Consider the following 12,658-nt stretch of genomic DNA (forward strand, 5'->3'; position numbering starts at 1 on the left):
TTTCTACCCAAAAATCAAAACGATACAAGAAATATAAAAATAAATTCTTTTTAAGCAACATTAAAAAGACGTAAAAAGCGTAAATAAAGGTGCCTCAAAGTATAAATAGTGAACACTGCTTAAAAATAAAAGGAGATTTACGTGTCATTTCTACCGGAGTGGTCTATTGTTGTACAATTTGCTTTAGCATCGTTGATTTTAGCACTTATTCCAGGACCAGATATGATGCTTTCTGTAGGACGAACCATTACACAAAGCAAAAAAGCTGGAATTATGTGCGCCTTGGGTAGTGCAACAGGGTTTGCCATTCAGGTTACCGCTGTAGCACTTGGCTTATCAGCGCTTATTTTTGCTGCACCACATACTTTTGTTCTTCTGAAAATTGTTGGCGCCTTTTATCTTTTATGGTTTTCCTTTCAAGCGTTACGGAGAAACCCCACTTTTTCCTTTGAACAGACATCTTCTAAATCTCAAAGCGCTAAACGTAATTATCTTGCTGGTATTGGAATTAATCTTCTCAATCCTAAAGTTATACTCTTTAACGCGACATTCTTACCACAATTTATCAATGCGAATGATCCTATGGCAACACAAAAATTGCTCTTTTTAGGACTCTCTTATATTCCTATTTCTTTTCCCATTACAATTGCAATCGTTTTTACAGCGCATAAACTTACCAAAACTCTCAAAAAGAACCCTCTTTATATTCGCTTTCTCGACTGGCTTATTGCTGGTACTTTTACCAGCTTTGCCCTCCATCTCCTTATCGTTACAAAACATTGATTTATATGTGTAATGTATCGCTTTTAATTTAAATAAAAAAACAAATATTATAAGATTTTTTCATTTCAAACCCGTTTATGTTGAATAAAACAATACCTTTCCTTTGTACATCACAAGCGAAGCTGGAGTTTTCGTATGGATAAAAACTGTCTAAGAAAAGAATAAAAATACCTCTTATGAACCATCTTAAGTGCCAAAAGCTGTTTACAACATTGGGAGCTAAAAAATAGAATGGTGGTATCAACTTACACCTTTATTAAACATAAAGGTGTAGGAGTACAGTACATTTCACAGAGCCTTTTTGTTATACTCTTCACAGGCATTGTCGTGATATAAAGAGTGCACTCAGAGATACCTAAAAAACATATCAATGGACAACACAATGGTATTTATATTTTAGATCCTCTGTTGTGCTTGTGAAGCGTGATCTTATTAAAGAACGTAATAAACAAAAGCATGAGGCAGTGCACCATCTCCACTTTTTAAAAGATATTACCGTAGATGCTTTTAAAAGACATAAAACCGAATTAAAGAGTATGATAATAAGGTAAAAATTAGTTACAATCCTTAAGACCTCATATTCCCTCTAAATTAGGCTTCCTTCTTATTTCAGAGATTATGCAAACAGACTATAGACAATATCTTACCCCATTTAGCATATAAAAGCTGAGACTGTTCGTCTAGCACTTATCTATCTTAATCTCTGTCTCACACATGCTATTATATGATGATTTACTGAAAAAAAGCATAGGCCTCGATATCGCTGAAAATTGCGTTAACTAATGACCAATGGCATTTTCAAGTCGTAACCGTTCAGATTTACGTAAGCGCTCTGAAGCTGATTTAAGCTGTCCACATGCAGCTAAAATATCGCGTCCACGCGGTATCCGAATAGGAGAAGCATAGCCCGCTTGATTAACGACATCAGCAAAACGCTCGATTTGCTCCCAATCAGAACACTGATAATTACTCCCTGGCCACGGATTAAAAGGGATTAAATTAATCTTAGCAGGAATCCCTTTCAATAACTGAATCAATCGCTTAGCATCATCTAAACTATCATTGATATCTTTCAGCATAACATATTCAAATGTGATTCGTTTTGCATTGGAAAGACCAGGATAATTACGGCAAGCCTCCATTAGTAAAGCAAGCGGATATTTTTTATTAATGGGAACAAGCATATCCCTTAGTGTATCGTGTACTGCGTGGAGTGAAATTGCTAACATAACACCAATTTCTTCTCCGGTTCGGATAATTCCAGGAACAACCCCACTAGTTGAAAGCGTAATTCGACGTTTTGATAAAGAAAGGCCATCGCCATCAGAGGCAATCAATAAAGCTTTTTTAACAGCTTCAAAATTATAAAGAGGTTCTCCCATTCCCATCATAACAATATTGGTAATTTTTCGTCCTTCAATGGGAACAATTGCTCCATCAGGGGTATTCTTATCAGGAAAATCACCCAAACAATCACGTGCAACCAATAGTTGTGCCAAAATCTCTTCTGCGGTCAGATTACGAACAAGCATCTGCGTTCCCGTATGGCAAAAAGAGCAGGTTAACGTACACCCTACTTGCGATGAAAGACATAAAGTACCACGTCCTTCTTCAGGGATATAAACCGTTTCAATTTCAACAGGTCTTCCAGCTCCACGTGCAGGAAAACGTAAAAGCCATTTACGTGTACCGTCTTTTGATATTTGTTCTCCAACAATTTCTGGACGCATAATGGAAAAATGACACTTAAGTGTTTCTTGCATTGCTTTAGAAATATTCAGCATCTCATCAAAATTTGAAACACCACGCACATAAAGCCAATGCCAAAGCTGACGCATACGCATACGCGTCTGATGCTCTGGTACACCAACTGTCTTTAAAGCTTGTATCATTTCATCTTGCGACAAACCAATTAAAGAGAGCTTAGAACTCTCCTTCACGACCACATTATCTTTTTTTCGTGCAAAACATGAACCAACTGGTCTAAGGTCATAGGAAATGGCCATTGCTTTCCAATTCACATCACTATTTTAGAAGTTATCGAAACCTTAATGGCACTTTTGAGCTGCGTTTAATGCAGCAGTGACCCCTTTTAAGGAATAAGTGTAGGTGGTATGCGTTCCTCTTTTTGATATCGCTTGCACTGTCATATTGTTTCCAGCACGTATAGCAGAAACAAGCTGCTTTTCTAGCTCTGATGACGCCAACCAAGCTGAGGAATCCTTCGTGAAAAAATTAAAGTCCTTATTTCCAATGGTCACTGTCACTCTCGATCCTTCTTGAAGCGTATAACCAGCCATAAACTGCGGTTCGAACGAAACAGGTGAATGAGAACGCTTGGTAATTAAGAAAAAATTATCACCATGATTAACCGTCGTTGGAAGAGCCTTCAAAGGTACCGATAACACATAGCAAATCGTATTTTGGGGCGATTTATAAGAATAGACCCCCCATGCTTCAAATTGATTTAAACGATTTGGCGTTTGTGCACATGCTGCCCCAGCTGTAACCAGAACCATTACAGATGCAGCAATAACAGTCTTTTCAAACATCTTTATTTAGCTCACTTCTTTAGTCTCTAACAAGATTCTCTTCATTGGAAAAATTCAAAAAAAACTCGATACTCATGTATCACTGTCCTAATTCTTCCAATAAGCAAAATATTTTCACACCAATTAAAATAGATCTCTACGTTTCATTGTGACCTTTTAGGTGTTACCAAAATATAAACTTCTTATTCAATAACCACATTAAAAAATAACATTTTCATTTTATGCTACTCATTTCGTTTTTGTATAAAAAACGATTTCTTTAAGCAATAGAACTTCAAAACGAGATGAAAATACACTACCACTCTGTTAAGAAATAAACTATACTCTTTAATATCACAAGAAATCTGCTGCAAAATTTTGCAAACACACCCTGACCTCCCCAAAAATTTCACAGCCTTGCGAATATCACTTCTCGACTTCACACATTCAATACATTTATGTTCGTAAATACCTCACCTTTTATCCATTATAGTGCATTCATACTTCGTATTCAACATCGTTCCCATATCGCCTTTTCATAATCTTCAAAATATCTTAAAAAAATAATAGACTATTATCACTACATTGGTCATGAAACATAAAGTACTAGATTTTGTCTCAACAACTACATGTAACTTTGTTTCTTTTGCTCCTATTAACTCTTCCTATATATTTCATCTCCAATTTTAAGTTCTAAAGTGATTCTAGTAGCTTATAATAGCTTAAACATATTATTTTAAATGTATTAGACAATTCCTTTCTTCCTGTTACCAAAAATGTTTTAAGAATTTTTTGACAAGTTCTCTTATCTTATTTCTCAGTAATTTATAACAAGAAATATAAAACTTTTTTCTATAGAAGTTCTAACATTACCGTTTTTTAAACAACATTTTAATCAATTAAAGACACTTGAATAAATCTTCTTATGCATAAAAACTCTTTCACCCAACCTAAAGGTATAGTTTTCATTCTTACCGTACAAAATTATTTTTTAGTATGAGCTTTATACAACAGCTGACATCTAAATCATACTTAATCACACTTTGCCAGCTTCCAATATTGCTACAGCCCTTGGCATTTGAGACGGTTCATAAGAAGCATTTTTACTCCTTGTCTTATACAGTCTTATCCACACGGCTTTCCTTAATTGTAATCGTGTAAGTGAATGGTTTTGATTGATTCAACATAAATAGGTTCGGCATGAGGGAATCTTATGATATTCGGATATCTCATTCAACATGTAAAACAGTAAATTATCTTTATAAATCAATATATTGACACACACAGGATACAATATCCCCTATTTTCTACTTGAATCTTAATAATATTATCCCTAAGTACCAAAATTTAATTTACAAAAAAATTCAATGCACGAATAAACTTTTCTATTGATTTCTTCCCCACCCTCAGAGGGTGAAGATTTTTAACCCAATTTGGTGTATAAGAAGTTTGGATTCTTGTTGAGTCGAGTTCCCCTTGCCTTTCCACTCATGTGATTCACTTAACTAAAGGCTCTACAGACAAATCCTGCTTAAAAATATTTACCACGCACTCTAAAAGCACTTAATATATCAAGAAGATTTCCAGAATTTATCTCACCACACCTCAAATGATAGTGTTTTTACAGTATAACAGGATAAAAGAATCCATGAACATAATAATTAGGTGCTTTAATATACGAGAACAAGAAAGGACAACTCCTTCGTTTTTGTTGCTTGCTCTTTAAAAAGAAGGTTCACTTAGAAATGATTTTTTTTAAATCTCATGACATAACCTTTTGTTATTAGTCTTAAGATGCAAATTATATTATTTCCTACGCTCTGTGGTGCATACCTCGCAATTTATACGCTCATAATACCTTTTAAGCTGCATTTGATTCTGAAGTTTGAATCAATAAAGCATAAAGCGCATTGGCATTATGCGTATTGCGCAACTTTTGCACAACATCAGCATGGCGCAAAACACGTGCAATCTGAGATAAAGCTTTTAAGTGATCTGCACCAGCATTTTCAGGTGCCAAAAGGAGAAAAACGAGATCTATAGGTTCGTCATCGAGAGCTTCAAAATCAACAGGACTTTCAAGACGTGCAAATATACCAACAATCCGATCAATATCAGGTAATTTCCCATGAGGAATCGCAATACCACCACCCAAACCCGTTGAACCAAGCTTCTCGCGTTGCAAAACAACATCAAAAATTACATGCTCACTAAGACCTGTCAGCTTAGAAGCCTTTTCGGCTAAAATTTGTAGAACTTGTTTTTTCGAATTAGCCTTAAGAGCCGGAATGATCGCTTCCGGTGCTATTAACTCACTCAAATTCATACTTTAATTTTCCTCTTACACGCTCAAATGCTCATCAATAAACCTATAAACGGTATAGATACTTAATGTTCTTTCACTTTTCGCAACATCGCATGTGTTTTTATTTTTCAATTTATAACGGATGATAACTCAATACATGTCATATCACTTTTAACACAACAATAAATAGTATTTAGCTCCTCATTAATGGCATGAGAAAACAAAGAAATGAAGTTGTTCATAAAGTTAATTTCCTTACGACTCTAGAAAAGGTCATTATTCATAAATTTATTAAACTTGTCATAAGAATTGATGTATAATTCGCTATCAGAGTTTTTCTTTCCTTAAAAATGATCCCTTAAATTAAGATGAAAAGCATACTGAGCAAAATGGACCTTTACTTTGAAAATTACTGTATAGCTTGAATACCGCCTTATAACAAGAATATAAAGGTTTTTAGAGATTTAATGGTTATTTTAAAAGATTTATAGATTTAGCCTGATATCTGTAGTCAAGCTCCTATTTTTTAATAGGGCCATATAAACCAATAAAATACGACAACTCCTATTGAATAACCGGCGCTCCTATTAAAATACCTAAACCAGCATCATCGATATATTACAGAGAAAAATATGATAAACATCTCTTACCTTTCAATAACACACGCATTTATTGAGAGTTTCATTTATCACTCATTATCACGTTAATCTAGTGATATCTTTTCTATGATACAATCATGAGTAAGCTAAACTTATAAAAAAACAAACTGACTCTTTAATGATGAAGCTTTTTTCACCACTCAATAAAAACATTCTAAGGTTATAGTCATAAAAGAAGTTTTGGCATAAATAAGGAGATTTTCAGTAATAATGTTTGGTTAAACTTAAATGGAAACTCGTGAAAGCTGTAAAATCAAAGAGAAAACTGATTTCCTAAATAAATTCTGCGTACATCAACGTTGTTGATAATATCGTTAGGACAACCGTGAACTAACACCCGCCCTGTATGAATAATATAAGCGCGGTCGACAAGCCCTAATGTCTCACGCACATTATGATCCGTTATTAAAACACCAATGCCACGCTTCGTTAAATGACGAATAAGTTGTTGAATATCGAAAATAGCGATAGGATCAATTCCTGCAAATGGTTCATCAAGTAACATAAAATGGGGACGAGAAGCTAAAGCGCGCGCAATTTCAAGTCGCCGACGTTCACCTCCAGATAACGAAAGTGCAGACATTTTACGTAAATGATCAATTTTAAATTCATGTAAAAGGCTATCTAACTCTTCACGCTGTTTAAGGCGATCTTTTTCAACGACCTCTAAAACAGCTTTAATGTTATTTTCTACTGAAAGACCACGAAAAATAGACGCTTCCTGTGGAAGATATCCAATACCTAAACGCGCACGTCGATACATCGGAAGATGCGTAATATCAAATCCATCAATTTTAATGGATCCTCCATCAGATTTTATAAGCCCCGTAACCATATAAAAACAAGTTGTTTTACCTGCCCCATTGGGCCCTAAAATGCCAACGGCTTCTCCCGTACGAATGCCAAAAGAAACACCATTAACAGTTCGCCTTCCTCGATAAACTTTAATCAAATTACTGGCAATCAAGGTCCCTTTTAAGGGGTTTTTTGAAGCTTCACTTTCAAGATTATACCTATCGGTCTGTTTTTTTATTTTGATTCCAAACATGAAATCTTAATGACCATTCTTTTGATTTTGTTTTAAAATAATAGAAACACGACCTTTTTTCTTAGGTGTCTCACAACCTTCTAAAAAAGCCTTTCCGCTTTCCATATTTGCCGTTAGTTTGCACCCCGTTGCCACATTGTCACCATCAGTTAACACAACATGATTCCCTGTCAAACTCATCATTTTTGACTTTCCATCAAAAACGCCTTTATCACCCGTAGCAACTTGCGTAGCAATTTTTATATAAACTTTTCCTAAAGCTTCCATTTTTTGTATACTCGACGAACCAAATAAAGAAACAGATGATGCCTTTGTATTTTCCTGATTTTTATCAATTTCTTTATATGCTTTATCGTAGTAAACAACTAATTCTGCCGTTCTTAAAAGACGTTCACCTTGCACCACTGAAACATCACCCTTAAAAAGCGCTATCCCTTCTTTATCACGTATTTCCAAAGAATCTGCATGAAGTTCTACTGGTTCTTTATCGCTTGATAGACTTATTCCAAAATGGGCCACTTCAGCATATCCTAAAACTGCTCCTCCTCCTAACATTCCCATGCTAAAAGCCAACATCACACCTATCCATCTTTTGTACGATTTCATTATTTCAATTCTTTTGTTTGTATATACACATACTTCTCTTTATAAATATCCTTTAAAGATTTGTATTGATATTGCGTTATTGCTTTTGAAGCACTAAATGCACTCCACCATGGAAATACATGTTTTTTCCTTTTTCTCGAATTTGTAAGGCGTTTGCGGCAAGATGAAAACCGGCTTGCTGAATATTAACACGTTGATCTGTTTTTAACTGTCCCTCGGATAAGTTAATACTAGCTGACATAAATTGTACCATCATCCCATCATTCGTCGTAATGGTGAATGGCTTGTCCAACTGTAAAAAACCATTAATGTTATCGTAAACCCCCCCTTGTGCTGCGAGAAAAATCTGTCTTTGTTGGCCCATAAATGCTCTAGCTGTAATGTTTTGCAACCCAATCATTCCAGCGTGTGTATGGTCTTGAAATGCCTTTTCTGCTTTAAGCCAATAAGGTTCATGAGCACGCGTATACCCTTCTAATTTTGGATTGAGCATCGTCAAATTCATCACGCCACTTTCTCCATTGTTCAAAGGCATAGAATCAGAAGTAATGGGAACCAAGAAAAACGTAAACCAGCAAAAAACCAGCGCTGAAATCAACGCTAAGAGAGGTAAAAAGATTTTTAATATGCTAATGCGACGCGAATGACGGGATGCTTTTTTTAAAACATCTCCACAAGATGATTGCGTTGAAAAGGCTTCATAATGATTGTGTACGGACATACTCTCCTGATCTCTTAAATACTCCGCATTTTTAATCTGTATAACCTTTATAGAAGGTATTTTCAAATTTTGTTTCTTGCAATTTGTTTTTTCTTGATTTTATTTTGCTTTTATCCGTTTATATATTGTAATATGCATTGGAGTGCACAATTACAAAATTTTTTTGTGTGAAAGTGAGGCTATTGTGGTAAAATCAGAGCTTGTGCAAATTATCGCTCGTCATAACCCGCATCTTTTTCAACGGGATGTGGAGAATATTGTAAACGCTATTTTTGAGGAAATTGCAACAGCACTTGCAAATGGCAATCGCGTTGAACTTCGTGGATTTGGAGCTTTTTCTGTAAAAAGCCGTTCAGCCCGTAATGGACGTAATCCACGAACAGGTGAAGCTGTTTCTGTTGAAGAAAAGTGGATTCCTTTTTTTAAAACTGGCAAGGATTTACGCGACCGTCTTAATCAGTGAGAAACTTATGATAATTAAACGTATTCTTCTAACAAGTATCGGTGTGATTCTCGCAGCGGTTTTGATTGTTTTTATCGTGGCTAATCGTCAAATGGTTCCGTTAACCCTTGATCCTTTTCGAGCAAATCCTGAAAGTTTTACTTATCATGCTCCCCTCTTTATATGGCTCTTTATTTTCTTTGGTTTTGGTATTTTATTAGGAAATCTGATAAGTTGGTTTTCCTATCACAAATACAAAAAAGCTCTCAAAAAAAGTAAAGCCGAGATTGAAAAATTGAAAACATCTATCACAAATCTGGTGTAATGGTATTTAAATGAAATCTTTTCTCTTTAGTATTTTATATTCAGTACAGAGTTAAAAGTGCTCTTTTTCTTTTTTTATACATGTTTTAATTGACTTTAGCTTTTTTGCACTTTTACGAAACATTTAAGAGCTTTATAATATCTTTTTATACCTCATATACCGTGATACAAAACATGCCCGCACAATACTTTCAATCCTCCCATAACAATAGATATCCGCAGGAAAAGTTGCCCCTTATTTTAGAAACGGGTATAAGCGAAAACTATGCTCTCATTGATTCTGGTCATGGACAAAAATTAGAACGTTATGGAGCTTACCGCATTATTCGACCAGAAGGTCAAGCACTATGGAAACCCGCTTTACCTCAACAACAATGGGCTGATGTTGATGCTATTTTCACAGGAAACCTTGATGAAGAAGGGGTTGGGCGTTGGCATTTTCCTAAAAAGCCACTTGATGAAACATGGGCTCTTGCTTGGAATGGATTGTCTTTTCTAGGCCGTTTTACTTCCTTTCGTCATGTGGGGGTTTTTCCTGAACAAGATGCCCATTGGCGCTCTATGGAAGAACAAATTGTTCAAGCCAAACGCCCTATAAAATTGTTGAATCTTTTTGGCTATACAGGTATTGCCTCTTTGATTGGAGCACGAGCGGGTGCGAATGTTACCCATGTTGATGCTTCTAAAAAAGCCATTGCGTGGGCAAAAGCTAATCAAGAAAGAGCAGGATTACCAGATCATTCTATTCGCTGGATTTGCGATGATGCTATGAAATTTGTCGAGCGTGAACTGCGTCGTAAAAAAAGCTATGATATGATTCTTCTTGATCCCCCTGCTTATGGGCGTGGACCCCATGGTGAAATTTGGCAACTGTTTGATCATTTACCCGCCATGATCACAAATTGTCGTAAACTTCTCTCTGATAAACCGCTCTCTGTTGTCCTTACAGCTTATTCTATTCGTGCTTCCTTCTTTGCACTTCATGCTTTAATGCGTGATGCATTTGTAAATCTTGGTGGTACGGTCGAATCAGGAGAACTCATTTTGCGTGAAGAAGTTGCAGGACGTGCTCTTTCTACTTCTCTTTTTAGCCGTTGGATTGCTTGAATATGTGTAGACCCAAAACTGGTAGAGTGAAAGAAATTACCTCTCTTAGCAACCCCATCATAAAAGATCTTAAAGCACTTAGCCAAAAGAAAAACCGTAATAGAGAAAGTCTTTTCATGGCAGAAGGATTGAAATTGGTCATTGATGCTCTCAATCTTGGCTGGACAATACAGACGCTTATTTTTTCTAAAAGTAAAATCGGTAATGCTACTATCGAAAATACTGCCGCACGTGCTGTAGCCAACGGTGGTTTTGTTATTAAAGCCTCACAAAAAGTTATGGAATCACTTACCCGACGCGATAACCCACAAACAGTTATTGGTATTTTCAAGCAAAAATGGCACTCTTTTGAAATGATAAAAGGACAGATTAAAGATGTTTACATCGCGCTTGATCGTGTGCGTGATCCTGGAAACCTTGGTACCATTATTCGAACCGCTGATGCTGTAGGTGCTAAAGGTGTTATTTTAATTGGTGAAACAACAGACCCTTTCTCGCCTGAAACGGTCCGTGCAACCATGGGATCTATTTTCTCTGTACCACTTTATCGTTTTGATGAAAGCGCCTTTTTAAACTGGTCTTCTCACTTTAAAGGTATGATCGTTGGAACACACCTCAAAGGATCTCTGGATTATCGCACACTTGACTTCAAAAATGGCCCTATTATCCTTTTAATGGGGAATGAAAAACAGGGATTATCAGATCTTCTTACGAATCGGTGTGATAAACTTACGCGTATTCCACAAAGCGGACGAGCAGACTCGCTTAATCTAGCTGTAGCAACAGCTGTTATGCTTTATGAAATCCGTCGCCCCTATTTAATACTGGAACCATGTGAGGAAAAACATGATTCGTAAATCACTCCCTTTTCTTCTCTTGGGCTTGGCTTTTACAGTAGTACTTGATCAAGCTGTCAAATACTGGGTTATGCACAATATGCCTTTAGGAACAGAAATTTCGCTTATTCCTTTTCTTTCCCTTTATCATGTGCGCAATTCTGGCATTGCATTTTCGTTTTTTTCTTCCTTTTCTCAGTGGGGAATCATCGCCATCACGATCATTGTGATTATCTTCCTTCTATGGTTATGGAAAAATACTGAATATAATAAGTATTTAATGCGCTTTGGCCTTATTTTTATTATTGGAGGAGCCATCGGCAATCTCATTGATCGTATTCGCTTTCATCATGTCACTGATTATATACTTTTTCATATTGATGATATTTTTTATTTTGCTATTTTCAACCTTGCAGATAGTTTTATCACTCTCGGTGTTATTGCCATCCTTATTGAAGAATTGCGTACTTGGATGAAAGGAAGGCGTCATTCCAATAGTACATCTCCTCATTGATATGTTCATTGCCTTAGAAAACAGAGAGCTTTGATCATCACAAGTCTGATTACGCATTGATTTCTCTTAATCAATTCTTGTTGCTCGTCATTTCACGTGTTTCTCTTCATGGGACGATAAGATCTTACTTTCTTTTCAACTTCACATTTCTACACTTAGTTAGTGCAAAAGAAATGAACTCAAATAGAAATCAATATTTTTTATCCATGTGTCCTACATCATAATTTTTGAGGAGATATTTCACAGCATTTAAAGTTCCATTTATTTAATTAGAACAATTGCTTTTCGTATGTTTTTTAGTTTTTACAGATATCGCTTTTACAGAGCTTTTCTTAAGTGCTTCGTTTAAAAACTCTCCTTTTTTATTTTATATATTGTTTAATAAAAAACATTTTTTCAACTATTTTCAATGGTACCTTGTTAAAGCAACATATTGATTATAAATATAAATTACCTTTTTTCATATTGAATAAAAGCCCTTAATAGCCTAAATCTCTTTTATTTGGAATCTGTTCATGTTGAATCCATAAAAACCCTGTCTCTTGCAAGACACAAGCAAGTTAATAATCTTGATTGATTTAATATGAACAGATTTGAAACCAGAGAAGCTTGCGATATTCAGAGTATCATTTAGCATTCAAAAAGACAATTTATCATTATACATCAATATATTATATAAAAATCCAATTCAATAGCTCTTATAACCGTGCAAAACAGATGCAATATTGGAGGTTGAAAATAGTGTGATGATACTTGCCGCTCTTCTCATAAACGCAAAAATA

At 35.5% G+C, this 12,658-nt stretch carries 12 protein-coding genes; 6 read left to right on the top strand and 6 right to left on the bottom strand.

All coding sequences use genetic code 11. The annotated features are described in order from the left end of the window. Positions 1–141 precede the first annotated feature (141 nt). On the top strand, positions 142–783 hold the full coding sequence (locus ACFILL_RS00635) for a LysE family translocator (RefSeq protein ID WP_375630609.1): 642 nt from the start codon (positions 142–144) through the stop codon (positions 781–783). Between the two features lie 779 nt (positions 784–1,562). On the opposite strand, the gene rlmN is transcribed toward ACFILL_RS00635, so the two are convergent. From rlmN to lptC, 6 genes are all read right to left on the bottom strand, one after another. Continuing rightward, a complete protein-coding gene (gene rlmN / locus ACFILL_RS00640; RefSeq protein ID WP_375643019.1) occupies positions 1,563–2,789 on the bottom strand; it encodes a 23S rRNA (adenine(2503)-C(2))-methyltransferase RlmN in 1,227 nt (408 codons plus the stop codon). 42 nt (positions 2,790–2,831) lie between these two features. Then, positions 2,832–3,335 (bottom strand): invasion associated locus B family protein, encoded by a 504-nt coding sequence (locus ACFILL_RS00645; protein WP_273790192.1) that lies wholly within the window; start codon positions 3,333–3,335, stop codon positions 2,832–2,834. A gap of 1,840 nt (positions 3,336–5,175) precedes the next feature. Further along, complete coding sequence (gene ptsN, locus ACFILL_RS00650) at positions 5,176–5,640, bottom strand: PTS IIA-like nitrogen regulatory protein PtsN (protein ID WP_273790191.1); 465 nt, start codon at positions 5,638–5,640, stop codon at positions 5,176–5,178. A gap of 891 nt (positions 5,641–6,531) precedes the next feature. Beyond that, on the bottom strand, positions 6,532–7,326 hold the full coding sequence (gene lptB / locus ACFILL_RS00655; protein ID WP_273790190.1) for an LPS export ABC transporter ATP-binding protein: 795 nt from the start codon (positions 7,324–7,326) through the stop codon (positions 6,532–6,534). Between the two features lie 6 nt (positions 7,327–7,332). Further along, positions 7,333–7,932, bottom strand: a complete 600-nt coding sequence (locus tag ACFILL_RS00660; protein ID WP_375643020.1) for an LptA/OstA family protein — start codon at positions 7,930–7,932, stop codon at positions 7,333–7,335. 76 nt (positions 7,933–8,008) lie between these two features. After that, positions 8,009–8,653: an LPS export ABC transporter periplasmic protein LptC gene (gene lptC, locus ACFILL_RS00665; protein WP_273790187.1), complete on the bottom strand. Its 645-nt coding sequence runs from the start codon at positions 8,651–8,653 to the stop codon at positions 8,009–8,011. A 184-nt stretch (positions 8,654–8,837) separates the two neighbouring features. Here lptC and ihfB point away from each other — a divergent pair, with 184 nt between their 5' ends. The 5 genes from ihfB (at position 8,838) to lspA (ending at position 11,876) form a co-directional block, all read left to right on the top strand. Continuing rightward, positions 8,838–9,116 carry an integration host factor subunit beta gene (gene ihfB, locus ACFILL_RS00670; RefSeq protein WP_273790186.1) on the top strand — a complete coding sequence of 93 codons (279 nt, stop codon included), beginning with the start codon at positions 8,838–8,840 and terminating at the stop codon, positions 9,114–9,116. Between the two features lie 7 nt (positions 9,117–9,123). After that, entirely contained in the window at positions 9,124–9,420 is a 297-nt protein-coding gene (locus ACFILL_RS00675; protein ID WP_273790185.1) for a lipopolysaccharide assembly protein LapA domain-containing protein, read from the top strand. A 173-nt stretch (positions 9,421–9,593) separates the two neighbouring features. Continuing rightward, positions 9,594–10,526, top strand: a complete 933-nt coding sequence (locus ACFILL_RS00680; protein WP_375637260.1) for a class I SAM-dependent methyltransferase — start codon at positions 9,594–9,596, stop codon at positions 10,524–10,526. Positions 10,527–10,528: 2 nt separating this feature from the next. Beyond that, positions 10,529–11,383: an RNA methyltransferase gene (locus ACFILL_RS00685; RefSeq protein ID WP_273790183.1), complete on the top strand. Its 855-nt coding sequence runs from the start codon at positions 10,529–10,531 to the stop codon at positions 11,381–11,383. After that, positions 11,373–11,876, top strand: coding sequence for a signal peptidase II (lspA, locus tag ACFILL_RS00690; protein WP_375630620.1), 504 nt, complete (start codon positions 11,373–11,375; stop codon positions 11,874–11,876). The genes ACFILL_RS00685 and lspA overlap by 11 nt, the downstream gene beginning before the upstream one ends. Positions 11,877–12,658 lie beyond the last annotated feature (782 nt).

The sequence above is a fragment of the Bartonella sp. AP20NXHL genome (assembly GCF_042196165.1).
Taxonomy (GTDB): domain Bacteria; phylum Pseudomonadota; class Alphaproteobacteria; order Rhizobiales; family Rhizobiaceae; genus Bartonella.

What these genes read in the sequence shown, in the direction of transcription:
- rlmN (WP_375643019.1), bottom strand. Translation starts at nt 2,789, where the DNA reads ATGGCCATTTCCTATGACCTTAGACCAGTTGGTTCATGTTTTGCACGA.
- ACFILL_RS00645 (WP_273790192.1), bottom strand. Translation starts at nt 3,335, where the DNA reads ATGTTTGAAAAGACTGTTATTGCTGCATCTGTAATGGTTCTGGTTACA.
- ptsN (WP_273790191.1), bottom strand. Translation starts at nt 5,640, where the DNA reads ATGAATTTGAGTGAGTTAATAGCACCGGAAGCGATCATTCCGGCTCTT.
- lptB (WP_273790190.1), bottom strand. Translation starts at nt 7,326, where the DNA reads ATGTTTGGAATCAAAATAAAAAAACAGACCGATAGGTATAATCTTGAA.
- ACFILL_RS00660 (WP_375643020.1), bottom strand. Translation starts at nt 7,932, where the DNA reads ATGAAATCGTACAAAAGATGGATAGGTGTGATGTTGGCTTTTAGCATG.
- lptC (WP_273790187.1), bottom strand. Translation starts at nt 8,653, where the DNA reads ATGTCCGTACACAATCATTATGAAGCCTTTTCAACGCAATCATCTTGT.
- ACFILL_RS00675 (WP_273790185.1), top strand. Translation starts at nt 9,124, where the DNA reads ATGATAATTAAACGTATTCTTCTAACAAGTATCGGTGTGATTCTCGCA.
- ACFILL_RS00680 (WP_375637260.1), top strand. Translation starts at nt 9,594, where the DNA reads ATGCCCGCACAATACTTTCAATCCTCCCATAACAATAGATATCCGCAG.
- ACFILL_RS00685 (WP_273790183.1), top strand. Translation starts at nt 10,529, where the DNA reads ATGTGTAGACCCAAAACTGGTAGAGTGAAAGAAATTACCTCTCTTAGC.
- lspA (WP_375630620.1), top strand. Translation starts at nt 11,373, where the DNA reads ATGATTCGTAAATCACTCCCTTTTCTTCTCTTGGGCTTGGCTTTTACA.